We start from the raw sequence: 20,298 nt of genomic DNA, 5'->3' as shown, positions 1-20,298 counted from the left end.
TTTTTACGCATGTTACTAAATAAATTGTGTCAACTTATTTAGTACACTACAGTGGTTGGAAGCCTTGTGTAAAATTAAAAAGTGTTGTTTTTTGCGTTTGGGAAGAATATATTGTGAACCTTCTAATTTTTATAAAAAAAGCAGTTGAAGTGCCTGTTATCCCGAAAAAAGTTTGTAGACTTGTGCCCGTTATTGTAAAAAACAACCTGATTTAAGAATTATGATTATAGGAATTGATGTAGGAGGAAGCACTACCAAGATTGTCGGGGTGAAAGACGGTGAAATCAGAAATCCGATGTTTGTCACTGCCAAGGACCCTGTCACTTCGCTGTTTGGTGCATTCGGGAAATATATATACGACCATTCTATCCAGCTTTCGGAGGTGGAGCAGGTAATGCTGACCGGAGTAGGAAGTTCATACATTCAGCAGCCCTTGTACGGTCTGCCTACGGCTCGTACGGATGAGTTTATTGCCAACGGTCTGAGTGCCCAGTATGCTACGGGGCTAGACCGGATCATGGTGGTGAGTATGGGAACGGGTACTTCCTTTGTGAAGGTGGAACATGAAAAGATTCGCCATGTAGGCGGAATCGGTATCGGGGGAGGCACACTGATGGGACTGTCGCGTTTGTTATTGCATACGCAGGACATTCTGTGGGTGTCAGAACTGGCTGGAAAGGGTAATTTGCAGAATGTGGACTTGCAGATTCAAGATATTTGTCAGACTTCTTTGCCCGGATTGCCACTTGATGCCACGGCTTCCTTATTGGGTAAGTTGGATAACAATGTGTCTTCCGAAGATTTGGCGTTGGGCTTGATGCACATGGTGTTGCAGTCCATCGGACAGGCAGCCGTACTTTCAGCGCTGGAAATGGGAATCCGTGATTTTGTGTTGATTGGAAATCTGACCCAGTTGCCCCAGTGCCGTCCGGTTTTCGATACCATTGCACAGATGTACGATGTACGTTTTATCATTCCGGCAAATGCGGAATATCAGACGGCCATAGGAGCCGCATTGGCTTATTTTAAGAAAATAGAAACAAGTCCGGTAAGGTGATGGGCCTTATCGGACTTGTTTCTATTGGGGAATCTTGTGTTTCCGTTATTTCTGCCGCAGGATGTCAGCCATCAGGTAAACCTGGCTTTCCGACAGGCCTTGTGCCGTCAGTGCATCCTTGTCAGCCAAGAACTGTGAGATGAACTCCTCATCCGATTTGCAGGCCGTTTCCGCTTTCCGGTAGTGAGTTAACGCCTGAGGTATGTTCCCCATAGCCAGATACACGTGACCTGAGTTCAGCCAGTCGTTGGCTTGTGGATTTTCCAGAGCAAGCAACTTATCGTACATCCGGACAGCTTCTTCGTATTTACCGGACATGAAATAGCACCAGCCGATGGCGCGTCGTGCCTTTTCCGGATGTGTTTCCAGGAATTCTACCTTATAGAATACCTTAATGGCCTCCGGATAATTCTTCAGTGCCGCAAGGCATTGACCGGTTTGCATCAGGATGTGTAGGTTGTCAGGGTCAAATTCAAGCACTTTCTGGAAGCAGAAGGCTGCCTGAGAATAATCACCCGACAGCTTGTGGCATTGAGCCAGATGCTTGAGCGTCCATAAATGGTTGGGTTTTATCGTATCTGCCTGCAGGTAAGCTTTAACCGCCTTGTCATAAAGTTTGCTTTTCTGGTAGGCAAATCCTAATTTCTGCCAGGTTTCTGCGTTGGCCGGATTCTGTTGGGCCAGACTTTCATAAAGTTCGGCGGCTTCTTTCATGTATCCCTTTGAGAAGAGGTAGTCTGTAATCTGACCGTGATACGTTCCTTTCAGTATCAAAGGACGGAGCAGAGGATTGTTCCAGAAATCCAGTTTCTCACGGAAAATGTCTTGCATTTCCTGTTTGAATTTCCACAGTTTATAGAAGCGATATAGATTGTGGATGTATTGCCGTTGTATGTAGTTGATTTTCTGTTCTGTCGGATTTTCGCTGATCTTAAGATCATTGAATATCGAGTCTTCTCCATTTAATTTGGAGCGCATGAAGGTCTGCTGGTCGGCAGGAAGTGACTGCATGGCCAGGCAGAAAGAGTATTTGTCCGAGTCGCAGAACATTTGAGAGTTGACAACCATACCTAACAACGATTTCTCATCGAATGCTTTGTCTTTATAAATCTGGTACAAGTCGGGCACTTTCATGCTGAACAGGTAAAACCAGTGGGCTGCTTCCTGAAAGAACGGGAAGGTCTTGAGTTGTGAAAAGGCAGTCATGTAGGTGTCGGCCCCTTCCAGTTGCAACTCTCCCAGTTCACGGATGTGGCTGTTTATCTGTTCCAGGTCTTTCTGCCATTCCGGGTTGAGATCTTCTATGTCTTCTATTTCGATGACTTTTGATTCCGGATTTCTGAGATTGGGATTGCGCATCATTTGAGGAATAATTTCTTCCTTCATTTTCTTGTCTATCTTCTCTGTTTCGCGTGAAAGGAGGAAGATGATTTGTATGTCGTGCAATTGTTTCAAGGCAGCAGGGTCATCTTCCATCAGTTTCAATGCAGAGACCAATTCCGGATACAGGTTTATCCGGTCAGCCTGGAAGTAAGCTGCAAGGGCAATCCCCGTCAATGCCCGTTGGGTCACGGTCGGTTCCTTGGTTTGCTGATAAGCTATGAGTAACAGCAGGAATTTCCGGCTGTCAAAAAGCTGGAGCAGGTTGAGGGTGACGGCACTTATCATTACAGCTTTGTCGTTGGCAGCCATGGATGGTGAGAACAGAAGTTCACGTGCTTCCTGGTAGTCTTCTTCACTCCATTGTGTAGAGACCCATATCTTGTTGAACAGCTCATCGATGGTGTGCTCATGCAACGTATAACTGTGTATTCTCTGCACTTCTTCTTTGTTGACTTGCGACATGTCGAATGTGCGTTTAGCTGCTTCCAGCATGAAATCGAGTTCCTTGAATGAGTGTGGAGGGGTTTGGGCGAACTTGCGGAATGTGTCGGCAAAATAGCCATACGCCTTATCCCATTCTTTCAGGAAATACGTCTTGTCTGCCAGTTCATATCCCTTGCAAAGCAACTGATTGTAAATCGCTTCGCGCTGCGGGTCTTGTGTGCCCATTGCCATGTATTGAAGCATGTACTCATAAGTCGTTTGTTGGGTTTCAATCTGCGACTTTAGTTCCCAGTTGTTAAGTGTGGCTGCAGCTTCCTTAATCTGGGTGAATGCTTCTTTCAATCTTTTCTCGTTTAACAGTTGAATGATTTCCTTATGCATGATGTCGTTTCAGAAGTCTTAAAAATACAATCAGAAAAATACCTTTTAAAAACCTTTTTCTTGTAGGCAAAAGTAATAATTATTTCTTACTTTTTATCCGTCGTATGTCTGCAAATGAAAAAAATATAGCCGAAAAAGTTTCTGTTTCTTTCTCGTTTTTAGAGTCTGAATGTTGGCTGGAGATTTTTTTTCAAAAAAATGGTTTTTCGAATAGGGGTTTTACCAAAGATGCGCGTTATGAAGACAAAAACACCCGGCCAGGTGAAACAACAGAGAAATTAAACGTAAGACTTTTTTAAAACTAAAAAACTAGACATTATGAAAATTCAATTGATTGCTTTATCTTTGTGTGTGTTAGCAAGTACAAATCTGGTAAAAGGACAGGAACATAGTAAAGGTTTTACTCCTTCTGAAAATAAACACGAAATACGTTTGTCTGTCAGTGACGGACTGACACAAGGATCGGTGGATATATTGGGAATGGGATTGGCAGATGCCGTGACAGGAAGCAAGCGTACGGATGAAAACTACAGTTTGGTGTATGGATTTGGTTACCGCTATTCGTTAGGCCGTTTCAAGGTAGGAACAGATTTGGGCTTTTCTACTTCCAACAGTAAACTGGCATTGGCTGGTGAACAGGCCCCTTCATTGAAAGAAAGTAATGTGAATTTCCTGATTCTTCCGGCTGCAGAATTTGTATATTATAAAAGAGGCTTGTTTGAATTGTACGGAACGGCTGCTGCCGGTGTTAACCTGAGTCGTCACAAAGAAACTGCTTTGACGGATGCCGGAAAGAAGGCTGCAAAGAAAGCAGATTTGAGCACTTCGTTCGCTTATCAGGTAAATCCGATTGCCTTGAGGGTAGGAAATGACCGGATTGGCGGTTTTGTAGAAGCCGGATTAGGAAATAAAGGCTTTTTGACAGCTGGTGTAAGTTTGAAATTCTGATTATTCGTATTGACGGAATCATATAATGAGAGCCGATAGAAAGGACATATTCAAATCCCGGTTTCAGGAACATTATTCAAGGCTGTGCCGTATAGCCTATGGATATGTTTCTGACCAGGACGACGCGGAAGATATTGTGCAGGAACTGTTTATCAGCGTATGGAACAAACGACTGGATGGCATGCCTGAGAAGGAGTTTGCTGCCTATATGACTACCTCCGTGAGAAACAGTTGCGTATCCTTTCTGCGGAAGCGTAAGGAAGATACGGTGTCGATAGATGATCATCCGGCTTCTGCCAGTTGTATGCCGGATGAAACCCCTGAAGAAGGTAAGACGCTTCAGGATATATTGGACTCGGCATTGGATACTCTTCCTCCCAGATGCAAGGACGTTTTTTTACTGGCCAAGCTTCAGGGGTTGAAATATCGTGAAATAGCTGAGAAGTTGGAGGTATCAGAGAAAACAGTAGAAAACCAGATGACAAAGGCTATCAAGCTGCTTCGTGCGTATGTGGCAGCGCATGGCGCGCTGTTGGTAACGGTGGCTGCCATTATTTTGTCCATTATTATAAATTGTGAATAAGACCATGAATAACAAGGAAGATATAGACCAACTGCTGGCCCGTTATTTTGCGGGTGAACCGCTAAGTCTTGTTCAGCAAAAGGAACTGGACACATGGATTGCGGCTCATCGACAGGAGTTTGAACAGATGCACAAGCTGATGCAGGCTCCGGTAAGGACTGCGGAAGAAATTCATTTTGATGCGGATAAAGCCTGGGCCAAAATTGAGCCGCGTCTGGAAAACCGGACACGGGCAATGACATTCGAACGGAAGATGACCTTTTTCCTTTCCGTGGCAGCTTCGTTATTGGTGTTGCTGGGCATCGGTGCCTTTTATCTGTTCCGTGCACCGGCAGAAGAGGGCTTGTATTATGCCAATGCGGATAGAACAGTAAAGCAGATAGTTTTGCCCGATAGCTCAGAGGTGATTTTATATCCAGAGGCTACATTGTCTTATTATTTTTCGGATAAAGAAAAAGGAAGGATGACCACATTGAAAGGAAAGGCTTTCTTTCAGGTGAAAAAGATGCATGGAATTCCTTTTAGGGTGAAAACTGACTTTCTGGATGTAGAAGTACTTGGAACTTCGTTTTTGGTAGATGTGGCACAGAAAGAAAAAGCCGGAGTATTTGTTAAAACCGGAAAGGTGCGTGTGGAATCTGCTGAACATGAAGTGGTGATTCAAGCCAATGAAAAGGCGGAACTGAAAGGGGGTGTCTTGAAAGCAGATACGATTCTTCGTCCGCAGGATGTATTCGGCGTGGACGATTCGGTACTGATTTTTGAGCAGGCACCCATTACGGAAGTGGTGAAGGTGATTCGGGAAAAGACAGGTATACAGATTGATTTGGCCGAAGGGTTGGAGAAAAATCTGATTACGACCCGGATAAACAGCAATGAGCCGGACATAGCCGGAGAAGTGGCTTTTCTTTGTGGATGTAAATGCGAGACATTGGTGAAAGGAAAACATTACAGGTTATATGAAAAGTAAATGGCTGCTTCTCTTGCTGTGGATGTGCATGGTTGCACGACCGGAAGCATGGGGGCAGGAAGTCAAATCAGCGAATACGGTAGCGGAAGAGTGGATACAAGTGAACTCCTCTTCCGCTACCGTATTGCAGTGGTTTGAATGGATTGAAAAAAGTACGGGAATCGTGCTTTCATATAATCCTGCACAGATGGAGTTAGGTGAGGTGCGCCGGATAGCACCGGGAGGGAGAATGACGGTAGAAGAACTTTTGCATCGTATCCTCTCCGGTTATCAGGTGAAAGTTGCTTTTGTACCTCCTCGCAAACTGGTGGTTCATGCACGGAAGATTGAAAGTTATGATGTCAGCGGTACGGTGTCCGAAGTGGACAGTGAAGAACGTTTGTATGGTGCGGTAGTGACACTGGAGGATAAGGATGGAAAGCAATGGAATACCATTTCGAATGGAAAAGGGATTTTCCGCCTGCATGTACCCGAAGGAACATACACAGTGAAAACTTCTTACATGGGCTACACTCCGCAGGTGCAGTCGGTCCGGGTGACGAGAGACTGTTTTATCCGTACCCGTATGAAACCATTGTTGTTTGAGATAGAAGAAATTACCGTGGAGTCGGGTAAACGGGAAAATGAACTGGGAGAACTGACTCCGTCTAATTTGTTGGCTTTTAGTGGGGGAGACCTGTTCTCGCAGATATGGATTCTGCCGGGGGTGACTTCTTCTTTGGCCGGACAGAATTTTATGGTCGACGGGGGCGGATACGATGAGAACTTGCTGTTGCTGGATGGCGTACCCGTGTTTCATCCCGGACATTTCAGTTCGCTTTTGCCCGTGTTCAACGGGGATGCCGTGAAGAATATGGTCTTTCATAAAGGTTTCTTTCCGACTCCTTTGGAGGGACGGATTTCGTCGGTTACGGAAGTTAATCTGAAAGAGGGAAATAAGAAAGAGCATGTGCGTACCTTGACGTTGGACATGCCGGCTGCATCCGTCATGCTTGAGGGGCCGATTATCAAGAATAAACTGTCGTACATGGTCGGGGCACGCAGAAGCTGGCTTGATTTTTTCGATAGTCTTTTGTCGGAAGAAAATCGCTTGAACCATTCCACTTATGATTACAATGCCAAGCTGTCGTATAATTTTTCTCCCGTTACTACCCTTAACTTCCTGGCATATGGAGCCCGGGATGATTATCATTTACCCATTGAGGAAAACGGTGAAAATGTGTCGGTACTGCGTTGGGACAATCAGGCCTATCAGCTCTCGTTTGCCACACAGAAGGGTAGATTGGGAAATTCGACAGCGGTATTTTATTCTGCCCATACCAACCGCGCTTATATGGGAGAGATAAAAGAGGATACGGACGGATATGTACATAGCGGTATCAAGTCGCTCAACGTGACGACGGATTTTAGCTATTCGCTGGAGAATCTCTATCATGCACGTTGGGGAGTGAAATATGCGTATGAAGTCTACGATTTGGTTTCGCAAGGTGAGGAGATGCGGGTACGGCATGAGCCGGTGAATCAGATATCGGTTTATTATGACAACCTGTTGCGTATATCTCCGGAATTCTCTGTGCAGGTGGGGGTACATGGGGTGGCCTATTGCCCACAGCATCATCGGTCGTATTATAGCATTCAGCCGCGTTTGTCAGTGAAATATTTCCCATCGGAGAAAAATCTGCTTTATCTGAACTTTTCGAAGATGGAGCAGTTTTATCATTTCCTTCGTTTTGACAGCTTTTCTTTGCCTACGGACTTCAGAATGCCCAGCATTGACGGTTTCAAGCCTCGCTCTTCCGAGCATTATGAGATGGGATGGAAGCATTTTATGAATTCAGGACAGTGTGAAGTCTCTGTGTACTATAAAACGAGGCGGAATGTACTGGCCTTGCGTCCGGACACATGGGTTGAAGATGAGGGATGGCAGAAATACTTGATGGTAGGTAATGGAGACAGTTATGGGGTAAAGGGATATTTGTATCAGCACTGGAAGCGTTGGAGCCTGCAACTGTCGTATGCTTACTCTCGAAGCCGAGAGTGGTTTGGTGAGTTGCCGGAAAAAGGGAAGGTGCCCTCTTTGTACGATGTACCTCATCAGTTGGGGGGAGCCTTGTCGTATCAGTTGACGACTCGTTCTTCTTTCTCTGTTGGAGGGATGTTGCGTTCCGGAGAAGTCCGGTTCTTGAATGAAGATTATGAGCCTTTGTCGGTAGAAGAATTTCGTGAAAAGCGTGAGCCGCTGAATTATCGGGTGGATGTGGGCTATTCTTACCGGAAATCATTCGGCGATAAATTGCTCTTGCTTCGTTTGGGTGTATATAATGTCGTGGGAAACCCTTCTGAAGAAGATATTCTGAGTTTTTATTCCGTGCACTGGAGTGGCAACTGTTTGCCGTACGGAAGTCTCAGCTTTAAATTTTAAGGAAGAGTTGCCGTTGTATTCTTTCCTTTTTGTGCGCATATTCAAACGAGATTGATTATTTTTGCAGCATCTATTGATGAGACAATGAGTATAAAAGAGCTTCAAGAGGTATATGCCAAGCATCCTAATGTGGCAGGCTTGGCTTCTTTACGTAAAAATAAGGATATAAAGACTGTTTATTTGGAAGGTGTGCACGGTTCGTGTGCTTCCTTGTTTGCTTCGGTATCGGTCAAGACGATGCCGGGAATTCATGTGTTTATACTGAACGATTTGGAGGAAGCTGGGTATTTTTACCATGACCTGGTGCAGGTGGACGGAGAGGCTGATGTCCTGTTTTTCCCGTCTTCTTACCGTCGTGCCATCAAATACGGACAGAAAGATGCAGCCAATGAAATTCTTCGCACGGAAGTGCTGAGCAGACTGGAGCAGAAGAAGCCGGTCACGGTAGTTACTTATCCGGAAGCTTTGGCTGAGAAAGTGGTTTCGCGGAAACGACTCTCGGATGCGATGCTGACCCTGAAAGTGGGACAGCAGGAAGATACGGTCAAACTGATGGAGACGCTTTCCAAGTATGGGTTTGAGCATGTGGACTATGTCTATGAGCCGGGACAGTTTGCCTTGCGCGGCAGCATTCTTGACGTGTATTCTTTTGCATCGGAATATCCTTACCGAATTGACTTTTTCGGAGATGAGATAGACAGTTTGCGTACGTTTGAAGTAGAAACTCAGTTGTCGAAAGAAAAGAAAGATTCTATCTGTATTGTACCTGAACTTTCAGGAACGGAAGGAGCGGATATCTGTTTTCTGGATTTCGTGGATAAGGACGCTACACTATGGGTAAAAGACTTGCTCTGGGTGCGCGAACGTATTCAGGTCGTACACGATGAGGCAGTTTCTCCTCAGGCGCTGAAAGCGTATGAAGGCGAGCAGACGGAACTGATGAATTTGTCCAAGAAACTGATTGACGGAGCCGAATTCACGGTGCGTGCCCTTGATTTCTTCCGGATAGATTTCGGACATAAGGCCTTAGGAACTCCGCAGGCACGCTTGTCGTTCGAGACCTCCGTACAACCAATTTTCCACAAGAATTTTGATTTGGTTGCAAGTTCTTTCACCGATTTTCTGCAACGGAAATACCGTCTGTATATCTGCTCGGACAGCATGAAGCAGACGGAACGTCTGAAAGATATTTTTAAGGAAAGAGGCGATGACATTACCTTTGAACCGGTAGACCGTACGTTGCATGAAGGGTTTGTGGACCATGCGTTGCGGGTTTGTGTGTTTACGGACCATCAGATTTTTGACCGATTCCATAAATACAACCTTCGCAGTGACAAGGCACGTAGTGGAAAAGTGGCATTGTCGCTCAAGGAACTGAACATGTTTGAACCGGGCGATTATGTGGTACATATTGACCACGGTATCGGGCGCTTTGCAGGTCTGGTGCGTATTCCGAACGGAAATACTACGCAGGAGGTCATCAAACTGGTGTATCAGAATGAGGATGTGGTGTTTGTATCCATTCATTCATTACATAAAATTTCCAAGTACAAAGGAAAAGAAGGGGAACAGCCCCGTATCAGTAAGCTGGGCACAGGAGCATGGGAAAAAATCAAGGAACGGACGAAGACGAAAATCAAGGATATTGCCCGTGATTTGATTAAACTTTATTCTCAGCGTAAACAGGAGAAAGGGTTTAAATATAGCCCGGACAGCTTTTTACAGCACGAACTGGAGGCCAGTTTCTTGTATGAAGATACTCCGGACCAGTTGAAGGCTACTCAGGAAGTAAAGGCGGATATGGAGAGTGATAAGCCGATGGACCGTCTCGTTTGTGGTGACGTGGGTTTTGGTAAGACGGAGGTCGCTATCCGTGCTGCATTTAAGGCAGTGACCGACAACAAGCAGGTAGCGGTGTTGGTGCCGACTACGGTACTGGCTTACCAGCATTTCCAGACTTTCAAGAAACGTCTGGAGGATATGCCTTGTAAGGTGGAATACCTGAGCCGGGCACGTACGGCAAAGGATACAAGTCGTATTCTGAAAGAGTTGGCCGACGGAAAAATCAATATCCTTATCGGTACGCATAAGATTATTGGCAAAAGTGTTAAATTCAAGGATTTGGGTCTGCTTATCATTGACGAGGAGCAGAAGTTCGGTGTAAGCGTAAAAGAAAAGCTTCGCCAGTTGAAGGTCAATGTAGATACGCTGACATTGACGGCTACACCTATTCCGCGTACCCTTCAGTTCTCTTTGATGGGGGCTAGAGACTTGTCGGTCATCCAGACACCTCCTCCTAACCGTTACCCTATTCAGACGGAAGTACATACATTCAATGAAGAAATTATATCCGAAGCTATCAATTTTGAAATGAGCCGCAACGGGCAGGTTTTCTTTGTGAACAACCGTATTCAGAATCTGGTGGAACTGAAGGCGATGATTCTGCGGAATATACCGGATTGCCGGGTATGTATCGGGCACGGACAGATGCAACCGGAAGAGTTGGAAAAGATTATCTTTGACTTTGTCAATTACGATTATGATGTATTGTTGGCCACGACGATTATTGAGAGTGGAATTGACATACCCAATGCCAACACCATCATTATCAATCAGGCGCAGAATTTTGGATTGAGCGACTTGCACCAGATGCGCGGACGAGTGGGACGAGGCAATAAGAAAGCATTCTGCTATTTGCTGGCACCACCTTTGTCATCGCTTACACCGGAAGCCAGACGCCGTTTGCAGGCCATTGAGAATTTCAGTGATTTGGGCAGTGGCATTCACATTGCCATGCAGGATTTGGATATCCGTGGAGCTGGAAATATGTTGGGGGCAGAACAGAGTGGTTTTATTGCAGACTTGGGATATGAAACTTATCAGAAGATTCTGAATGAAGCGGTTACTGAACTGAAAAATGAGGAATTTGCTGATTTGTATGCCGAGGAAATCAAAGCGGGTGAAGAAAAAATCAGCGGAGAGGAGTTTGTGGATGAATGTACGGTGGAAAGTGACCTGGAGTTGCTCTTCCCGAATGAGTACATTCCGAGCAGCAGTGAGCGAATGTTGCTGTATCGTGAACTGGATAAGCTTGAACTGGATAAGGATGTGGAAACCTTTAAGGCCAAGCTGGTTGACCGTTTCGGAAAAATACCGCCAGAAGGTGAAGAGTTGCTGCGTATTGTTCCGTTGAGACGTCTGGCCAAGCGTTTGGGCGTAGAAAAAGTGGTATTGAAGGCAGAACGGATGACGCTCTACTTCGTCAGCAACCTGGACAGTCCGTATTATCAGAGTGTGGCTTTTGGCAAGTTTATTGAATACATGGCCAAGAATCCTCGTTATTGTAATCTGAGAGAGCAGAACGGGCGTCGCAGCATGGTAGTATCGAAAGTGACAGATGTGAAGAGTGCAGTAAGCATCTTGCAGGAAATTGTCAGCATCGAAGCAAAGTAGCCGGTTTCTCAAAGCAGTGACAAGGGGATTTCATTTCTGTTTCATGGGAAGTGTTTTCATGATTTTCCAAGCTACATAAGAGGGAATTAAGTGGAGTAATGGTGTAACTTCGCGCCTAAAATTTGGAAAATATATGAAGAAAAGAGGATGGATTGTGCTGTTCCTGGCTTTTCCTTTGTGGATGCAGGGACAAAGTGCACGTGAGGAGATTGGAAAGAATCCGGCATTGGCTGCAGGAAAATATTATGCTTATCAGGCTCCGGAGGAGAAGTTGACTCCGGCTCCTGCAGGGTATGAACCTTTTTATATATCCATGTTTGCCCGGCATGGTTCCCGGTATCTTACAAAAGAGAAGAAGTATGCCGCGCCGTTGTCACTCCTTCTTGAAGCAGACGAGGAGGGAGTATTGACTCCTGATGGAAAGTGTGTGCTGAAGGTGGTGGCTTCTCTGGCCCAGGAGGCAGAGGGGCGTTATGGAGAGTTGACTCCGAAAGGAGCGCAGCAGCATCGGGAGCTGATAGACCGGATGTTCCACCGTTACCCGGAGGTGTTCAGTGACGGTACGCATGTGGATGCACGCTCCACATACAAGACCCGTGCTTTTCTTTCCATGGCTGCCGGATGTGTGGAATTGAAAGGCTTGAATCCTAAACTGAATGTTACGACACAGACCAGTGAGGCGGATGCTTATTATATAAAGTATAAGAATCCCTTGTATGAAGCACAGCATTTGGAGAATGTGGATTCCGTGTATCGTGCTGCCGACAGTGTGTATGTACATCCGGAGCGATTGATGAAACAGATGTTCCGTGACTCTGTTTACGTGGAAAAGCATGTGGATGCCGTGAAACTGATGATGGATTTGTTCGAACTTCATGGCATCAGTCAAAGTAGTTACAACCAACCGGATCTTTCTTTTTTATTTACTCCCGAAGAACAGTATGATTTGTGGCAGCGGAATAATTTTGAATGGTATTACGAAAAAGGGCCTTCTCCATTGAGCGATACGTGCATGTATAAGCTGGAACGAAATCTGCTGAATAATTTTATAGAAACAGCTGATACGGTAATTGCTTCCCGGAAAAATGCGGTGACATTACGTTACGGGCATGACACGAACCTGGCTCCATTGGCCACGCTGATGGGAATGAACGCACTGCAAAAGGAGACTGTCGATTGGAATAAGATAGCAGATACATATCGCACTTATCGCCTGATTCCGATGTGTGGCAATGTCCAGCTTATTTTCTATCGAAAACAAGGCAATCAGGATATTTTGGTGAAATTACTGCTGAATGAACGTGAAGTCACACTTCCCTTGCGGACGGATGTCTCACCTTATTATCATTGGAGCGATGTAAGGGAATATTGGAAGCGGGTTGTAAAAGGAATTTCCCTTCCAGAAAGTAAAGATAAATAATCGCATTTGTAATATGTTTGTAAAAAGAGGTATTTGCGGGCTGGGCCTGGAAGTACCTCTTTTTTATTGTAAAGGATATTGCGTGTAAATGTAACACAATAGAAATCTCTATGCAATACCTATGAAAATCATACGGGATACTTTTGCAGCAAATAAGGAAAGCAAATGAAATCTAAGATTGTATTGGTATTGTTATCACTGATGTCGGCTGGAGTTCAAGCTGGTGTGATAAAAGGTAAAATTAAGGATGCACAAACTGGAGAGGAGATTATAGGTGCATCGGTGATTGTGAAGGAAGATCCTGGAAAAGGAACAGTAACCGGATTGGACGGAAGTTTTAATCTGTCGGTGAACAGAGACAAATATACGCTGGTCTGTTCTTATGTGGGCTATAAAAAATATGAAGTTAGCGTAGCAGCAGATAAGAAAGAAATTGTAATTCCTTTGAAGAGTGACGACGTTGCTCTGGATGAAGTGGTGGTGGTAGCTTCTAATCCGGGAAGAACTGAAGCTGGTGCAAGAGGCATCGAACGTCAGGCTATGAACGTGGTGAATGTGATGAGTGCGAAGGCGATAGAACTTTCTCCAGATATTACGGTAGCCAACGTGATTCAGCGAATGTCAGGTGTGACAATTGAACGTAACAGTAGCGGTGAAGGACAGTATGCCATTCTTCGCGGTATGGATAAGCGTTACAACTATACATTAGTAAATGGAGTGAAAATTCCGAGTCCGGATAACAAAAATCGTTTTGTGCCGCTGGATATTTTCCCGTCAGAAATGTTGGACCGTTTGGAAGTAACCAAATCTTTGACCGCCAATATGGAAGGTGACGGAATCGGAGGAGCGGTCAATTTGATTATGAAGGATGCGCCTTCTGAACGTCAGTTTACGGCAAATCTGTCAACCGGTTACAATGCAATGTATTTTGATCGCGATTTTCAGTCGTTCAATCACGGAGCGATTGTGAAGAAATCTCCGTATGAGCAGATGGGAATGCCGGAAGACAGCCGAGTAACAATGGATAACTTTACGACAGATAATCTGCGGATGAAATGGAACAAACCGTTGCCCGATTTGACTGCCGGATTATCTTACGGTGACCGCTTCTTTAACAATAAATTGGGTGTGATGCTGGCAGGTAGTTATCTGAATACGTATCGAGGAAAAGAAAGTCAGTTGTATTATCAGCCGGGAACAACCCACAATGGTATCGAATACCGAAATTATTCTTCTCAACAGACTCGTATCGGGGCTCATGCCAAACTGGATTATCATATCAATGCCAATCATAAACTGACCTGGTATAATGGATATATGGATATGAGAGAAGCAGAAGTACGTGACGGACATGACGACAAAGAAGGAGCCGTACGTATGAAGTGGAATCATCAGTATATTATCAATTCTACACTGAAAGGTGAACATGCCTTTCTGGAAGGTGGTGCACTTCGTTTGAATTGGTCGGCTGTACTTTCAAAGGCATACAGTGAAACACCGGATAATGCGGAAATCTTCTTATTGGGTAACCATGTACAGACTTCTGGAGCAGCCATCCGTCGTTGGGAGCATAACTCCGATAAAGACAAGGCCGGATACCTTGATTTGATGTATAAGTTGAAACTGGATGGAGGTTCTGTATTCGACTTCTCGGTAGGAGGTATGTACCGCGATAAGAAACGTGACAGCTTCTTCAATGAATATACCTTTAACTCTGCTACGGGAGTGAAAGATCCCCAGTATCAGGGAGAGGACTGGAATAACTACGATGAAATCTTGTTTACTCCGCTTAAGTACGGTAACATCAGTGATCCGTTAAACTATGATGCCACTGAAAAGATTGGTGCAGGATATGGAATGGTGAAATACACATACCGGAAATGGGAATTTATTGCAGGCGTTCGTGTGGAACATACCAATCAAGGCTATACATTGAAGTTCCCTACAGAGAATGCAGATCCTGAAGGAAACCAGAAATATACGGATGTATTGCCGAGTTTCCATGCAAAATACGGAGTACATAAAAACGCGAACCTGCGTTTCTCGTATGCTCGTTCCATCAACCGTCCCAGCTTCTTTGAAATTGTTCCTTACAGCATTATCAATGAAGATTATAAGGAAAAAGGAAATCCGGATTTGAAACATACGGTAGCCGATAACCTTGATTTGCGTTATGAATTCTTCCCGAAATCATCTGAGCAGTTCATGGTAGGTATGTTCTACAAGAGACTGAAGAATCCGATTGAATACGGATTGCTGAACGAAGGACAGGATACCTATTATAAACCGATGAATTTTGGTAATGCTACCAACTTAGGAGTAGAAGTGGATGTAATGAAATATTTTAACTGGTTTGGAATAAAAGCTAATTATACCTACACGCATTCTTCCATTACGACCGAAAAGCGAATCATGGATGGAAATGATGTGAAGACCTGCACTCAGACCCGTCCGTTGTTTGGTCAGGCTGCCCATGTAGCAAATCTGTCACTGCTGTTCAAAAGTACCAAATATGGCTGGGAAGGACAGATTGCCGGAAGTTATACCGGAAAGCGTTTGAGTGATATTTCTAACTGGTATGATGACGATATTTGGGAAGATGGCTATATGCAGTTGGATGCTTCTGTAGAGAAAAGCTTTAAGAATGGTATCAGTCTTTTTGCTAAGGCATCTAACTTGCTGGATACTCCTTTGCTTCGCTTTATTCAGAATGGCCCTCGTACGGAGAATGTCAACTCTGAACGTAACAATGGCAATGTGATAGAGCGAAAGGAATGGCACGGACAGTCATTTATGCTGGGAATCAGATACAAACTATAATAAAGAGATAAAGAACTATATTGACTAACATTTCTAAATTATTACAAAATGAAACTGAAAAATTATTTGTTGGCCGGCACGGCTCTGGTAGCATTGTCTTTTATGGCAGCTTGTACAGAAGAAGACCCGATTGCAAACGGGGATGGAACTGAGACTCCCGGAAACAATGACGATGGAAATAACGATGAAAATGCCGATGGTGGAAATGGAGAGACAACTGACAGCATCATTGTCTGGCCTGCAGATACGATAGTAAATCTGACCAACCATTACACAGTGCCCGAAGGTAAAAGCCTTGTAATCAAGGAAGGTGTGAAAATCATTGTAAGTACAGCAGGAGTAGGAGCCAATCATGTTCCGGTAGAATTTACCGTAAATGGAAACTTGTATTGTGAAGGTACTGCCGAAAAGCCTATCTTGTTCTCTGTTCCAGAAGATGAACGTACAAAAGAAAATATTTTTGCAGGTCTCTGGGGAGGTATTGTGGCTTCATCCACTTGTGAAGAAATGCTGATTGACCATACAATCATTGAATACACAGGAGGTCAGGTTGTGGAAGGTTCTCCTGCTGCTGCATCTGAAGTGTATACTGCTGGAGACGATGCCTATCCGCAGATTACCACCAATAACATCAATGGACATTATGTCATTACCAACTCTGTATTGCGCAACGGTTGGTCAGATGGTATTTATTTGATGGGTGGAAATGCCATCATCGCTAACAATGTGTTTGCTGCAAACGGATATGATGGCGCAGAAGCTGTGAACGTAAAAGCAGGATGTGTGGTCGATGTAGCTGGAAACGTCATGTTCAGCCCGAACACTAACGGTTTGAAACTCTCCAGCTCAGGTCAGAGTGATACACGTGCTTTGGCAAAAATCCAGGCATACAACAATACCATTATCAATGCAGGATGGCGTCGTGACGGTGAAAAAGGCGGTGGCGTGTATGTAGAAAAGAATGCCTTGGCCAATGTGTTCAATAACCTGATGGTGAACTGTAAGTTCAGAGCGATGACTCCTAGCTTCGACATTCCAAATGATCCGGAAGAAGGATACAATGATAAGTCAGTTATTGACTATAACTACTATGCTTCAGGTACACAGAAAAGTGACGTAGTGTTTGCAGATGAGTCTGGTGTGGCTTACTCTTGGGAAGGATATGCTTATGCGCATGAAGATTATAATGAAGGAGTGGTAGATGCACACAGTGTAATTACAAAGACACAGGAGGCATGTGCTACTAATGATCCGAAATTCGTAAACTATCCGATTAATGAAGTAGGTTTGACCGATTATGTATATCAGGACGCGTGGGATTTCCATGTACAGGCTGGCTCACCGGTACTGACTGGTGCTTACAATGGTAATGATGCTACTATGCAACCTTATTTCGGTACATCAGGTTTGACAGTAAACGGAAAAACTTATACCTCTCCGAAAGTGGAAGCTCGCTTCGGAGCATACGGTACAAAATAATAAAATCCTTTTCTAGGTTTTGTTAAGGCAGTTGTGAAACTGCATTTTTCCTTAGACGAATAAGTCCGGACATTCTTGTTTCGGACTTATTTTTTGAAAACTTTCAGCAGAGGAGTTTTCCTGATTTTATTCAGAATTGGGATTTACCTTTGCAACAACAAACAAATAATTGATAAAACTAAAATGATTATGATTTCATTAAAAAGAATTTTCTGTACATGTTGTCTGCTTTTATCGGTATGGGCAGTTTTTGCACAAGGTCCTTCAGAATGGAAGGCATTAGAGAAACCCTTGAATTTTTATCTGGCAAATGATTTGGGCCGTAATGGATATTACGACCAGAAACCTATCGCCGAATTGATGGGTCAGATGGCAGAGAATGTAGATATTGAAGCAGTGGTAGCAGCCGGCGATGTGCATCACTTTGAAGGCGTACGCAGTGTAAACGATCCGTTGTGGATGACCAACTACGAACTGGTGTACAGCCATCCGGAACTGATGATTCCATGGTATCCTATATTGGGTAATCATGAATATCGTGGTAATACGCAGGCTGTATTGGATTATAGTCAGGTGAGTGCCCGTTGGGAGATGCCGGCACGTTATTACACAAAGGTGCTGGAGAACGATGATATTACGGTGCGCCTGGTAATGATTGACACAGCCCCTCTGTTGGATAAATACCGTAAGGATACGGAAAAGTATCCGGATGCATGCAAGCAAGATATGGACAAGCAGTTGGCATGGTTGGATTCTGTACTGACATCTGCCAAAGAAGACTGGGTGCTGGTTGTGGGTCACCATCCTATTTATGCGGATACAGACAAGAATGATTCGGAACGCCTGGATATGGAAAAACGGGTAGACAGTATTTTGCGCAAGCATAACAATGTAAATATGTATTTGTGCGGACATATCCATAACTTCCAGCATATACGCAAAGCAGGAAGCAAGATAGATTATGTAGTGAACACTTCCGCATCTTTGAGCCGCAAGGTGAAAGCTGTAGAAGGCACTGTGTTCTGTAGCGGAGAAACAGGTTTCTCTTTGATTTCTGCCGATAAGAAAGAATTGTGCCTGTATATGATTAATAAGGAAGGCAAAGTGTTGCATACAGTAAGACAGACCCGTTAATGTGGCTTTCTGCCTGTTTCCATTATTTTGCAAACTCGACTTTGCGTTATTGTTTTAAAATAGATAATCCTCTCCTCATTTTTAGGTATTTTTGAGGGAAAGAGTAGCAATTTGGCAAAAAAAGAGACATTCGTTGGAACGGTGTCTCTTTTTTTGCTATTTTTGCACAGTTTTTGGGGCATTTGTGCCGAATCGACTATGAGGGGCATGCAGATGCTCAGTTTATTGGACTATATGAGAATAGTCCGGCATCAAAAGAAATCATTATTAAAACATAAAGCATGATACACAAAGTATTAATCGCTAACCGTGGTGAAATTGCTGTGCGCGTGATGCGTTCTTGCCGTGAAATGGGTATCCGTACCGTAGCAGTTTTTTCCGAAGCCGACAGAACGGCTCGCCACGTACTTTATGCAGATGAGGCTTGCCTGATAGGTCCGGCAGCATCTCGCGAAAGTTATCTGAACATAGATAAAATTATCATGGCTGCAAAACGTCATGGAGTAGATGCTATTCATCCGGGATATGGCTTCTTGTCTGAAAATTCAGAATTTGCACGCCGTTGCCGTCAGGAAGGTATCATTTTTATTGGTCCGGATCCTGAAACGATGGATGCGATGGGTGACAAGATTTCTGCCCGTAAACACATGATTGCAGCTGGAGTGCCGGTCGTTCCGGGTACAGAACAGCCGTTGCAGAGTGTAGAAGAGGCTAAGGAAATCTGTAACAAAATCGGTTATCCGGTCATGCTGAAAGCTTCTATGGGAGGCGGTGGTAAAGGTATGCGTCTGATTCATAGCGAGGATGAAGTGGAAGAAGCATACAATACAGCCCGTTCTGAATCTATGTCTTCTTTTGGTGACGATACCGTTTATCTGGAGAAATTTGTGGAAGAACCACATCATATCGAATTCCAGATTTTAGGAGATAATTTCGGAAATGCCGTACACTTGTTTGAACGCGAATGTTCTATCCAGCGTCGTAACCAGAAAATCGTAGAAGAAACTCCTTCTCCTTTCGTAACTCCTGAATTGCGTCAGAAAATGGGTGAGGCAGCTGTGGCTGCGGCTAAGGCTGTACACTATAAAGGAGCCGGTACGATTGAATTCCTGGTCGACAAGCACCGCAATTTCTACTTCCTGGAAATGAATACCCGTTTGCAGGTAGAACATCCTATTACAGAAGAAGTGGTAGGTGTAGACTTGGTAAAAGAACAGCTTCGTGTAGCCAATAATGAGCCGTTGCACTTCAAACAGGAAGATTTGAAACAGCGCGGACATGCCATCGAATGCCGTATCTGTGCAGAAGATTCTGAAAACAACTTTATGCCTTCACCGGGTGTTATCCGTCAGCTGATGGAGCCGAATGGTATCGGTGTGCGTATCGATAGCTATGTGTATGAAAGCTACGAAATTCCTATTTACTATGACCCGATGATTGGTAAACTGATTGTATGGGCTACTACTCGTGAATTCGCCATCGAACGTATGCGTCGCGTGTTGTACGAATACAAGATTACCGGTTTGAAGACCAATATCGGTTACCTGCGTCACATCATGAACGTGCCCGATTTTGTAGAAGGACATTACAACACATTGTTTATCCCGAAACATCAGGACATGCTGCGTGAGTGGGCCGGACAGAAAGAAGAGGAAACTGAAAACATCGCCATGATTGCGGCTTACATTGACTACCTGATGAACCTGGAAGAAAACAAGTCAGCATCAAGCGACAACCGTCCTATCAGCCGCTGGCGTGAGTTTGGCCTGAAAAAAGGTGTGCTGAGAATCTAAGTATTTTGAAT

Annotated in this window: 13 protein-coding genes; 12 read left to right on the top strand and 1 reads right to left on the bottom strand. The window is 44.4% G+C overall.

Features of this window, described 5'->3' with window-relative positions:
• The first annotated feature begins 220 nt into the window (after positions 1-220).
• Positions 221-1,057, top strand: a complete 837-nt coding sequence (coaW, locus tag DXD04_RS13620; RefSeq protein ID WP_117673790.1) for a type II pantothenate kinase — start codon at positions 221-223, stop codon at positions 1,055-1,057.
• A 45-nt stretch (positions 1,058-1,102) separates the two neighbouring features.
• Here coaW and DXD04_RS13615 read toward each other — a convergent pair whose 3' ends face one another.
• Positions 1,103-3,226 carry a tetratricopeptide repeat protein gene (locus DXD04_RS13615; RefSeq protein ID WP_259299563.1) on the bottom strand — a complete coding sequence of 708 codons (2,124 nt, stop codon included), beginning with the start codon at positions 3,224-3,226 and terminating at the stop codon, positions 1,103-1,105.
• Positions 3,227-3,369: 143 nt separating this feature from the next.
• Here DXD04_RS13615 and DXD04_RS13610 point away from each other — a divergent pair, with 143 nt between their 5' ends.
• The 11 genes from DXD04_RS13610 to accC all read left to right on the top strand — a co-directional run bounded on the left by DXD04_RS13610 (position 3,370) and on the right by accC (position 20,287).
• Positions 3,370-3,564 (top strand): hypothetical protein, encoded by a 195-nt coding sequence (locus DXD04_RS13610; protein ID WP_117673788.1) that lies wholly within the window; start codon positions 3,370-3,372, stop codon positions 3,562-3,564.
• A gap of 19 nt (positions 3,565-3,583) precedes the next feature.
• A complete protein-coding gene (locus DXD04_RS13605) occupies positions 3,584-4,213 on the top strand; it encodes a hypothetical protein (RefSeq protein ID WP_117673787.1) in 630 nt (209 codons plus the stop codon).
• A 25-nt stretch (positions 4,214-4,238) separates the two neighbouring features.
• Complete coding sequence (locus DXD04_RS13600) at positions 4,239-4,796, top strand: RNA polymerase sigma-70 factor (RefSeq protein ID WP_117673786.1); 558 nt, start codon at positions 4,239-4,241, stop codon at positions 4,794-4,796.
• Positions 4,797-4,800: 4 nt separating this feature from the next.
• Positions 4,801-5,766, top strand: coding sequence for a FecR family protein (locus DXD04_RS13595; protein WP_117673785.1), 966 nt, complete (start codon positions 4,801-4,803; stop codon positions 5,764-5,766).
• Positions 5,756-8,188 carry a TonB-dependent receptor gene (locus DXD04_RS13590; protein ID WP_117673784.1) on the top strand — a complete coding sequence of 811 codons (2,433 nt, stop codon included), beginning with the start codon at positions 5,756-5,758 and terminating at the stop codon, positions 8,186-8,188. Before DXD04_RS13595 ends, DXD04_RS13590 begins: the two co-directional genes overlap by 11 nt.
• 84 nt (positions 8,189-8,272) lie before the next feature.
• Positions 8,273-11,641 (top strand): transcription-repair coupling factor, encoded by a 3,369-nt coding sequence (gene mfd, locus DXD04_RS13585; RefSeq protein WP_117673783.1) that lies wholly within the window; start codon positions 8,273-8,275, stop codon positions 11,639-11,641.
• A 133-nt stretch (positions 11,642-11,774) separates the two neighbouring features.
• Positions 11,775-13,061, top strand: a complete 1,287-nt coding sequence (locus DXD04_RS13580; protein WP_117673782.1) for a histidine-type phosphatase — start codon at positions 11,775-11,777, stop codon at positions 13,059-13,061.
• A 165-nt stretch (positions 13,062-13,226) separates the two neighbouring features.
• Entirely contained in the window at positions 13,227-15,881 is a 2,655-nt protein-coding gene (locus DXD04_RS13575) for a TonB-dependent receptor domain-containing protein (protein WP_117673781.1), read from the top strand.
• Between the two features lie 48 nt (positions 15,882-15,929).
• A complete protein-coding gene (locus tag DXD04_RS13570; protein WP_117673780.1) occupies positions 15,930-17,360 on the top strand; it encodes a right-handed parallel beta-helix repeat-containing protein in 1,431 nt (476 codons plus the stop codon).
• 189 nt (positions 17,361-17,549) lie between these two features.
• Positions 17,550-18,494, top strand: coding sequence for a metallophosphoesterase (locus DXD04_RS13565; protein ID WP_117673791.1), 945 nt, complete (start codon positions 17,550-17,552; stop codon positions 18,492-18,494).
• A gap of 281 nt (positions 18,495-18,775) precedes the next feature.
• Complete coding sequence (gene accC / locus DXD04_RS13555; protein WP_007561313.1) at positions 18,776-20,287, top strand: acetyl-CoA carboxylase biotin carboxylase subunit; 1,512 nt, start codon at positions 18,776-18,778, stop codon at positions 20,285-20,287.
• Positions 20,288-20,298: the final 11 nt, after the last annotated feature.

Origin of the sequence: Phocaeicola plebeius, assembly GCF_003437535.1 — a bacterium.
Classification (GTDB): Bacteria; Bacteroidota; Bacteroidia; order Bacteroidales; family Bacteroidaceae; genus Phocaeicola; species Phocaeicola plebeius_A.
This window is presented reverse-complemented; position numbering and strand designations above follow the sequence as displayed.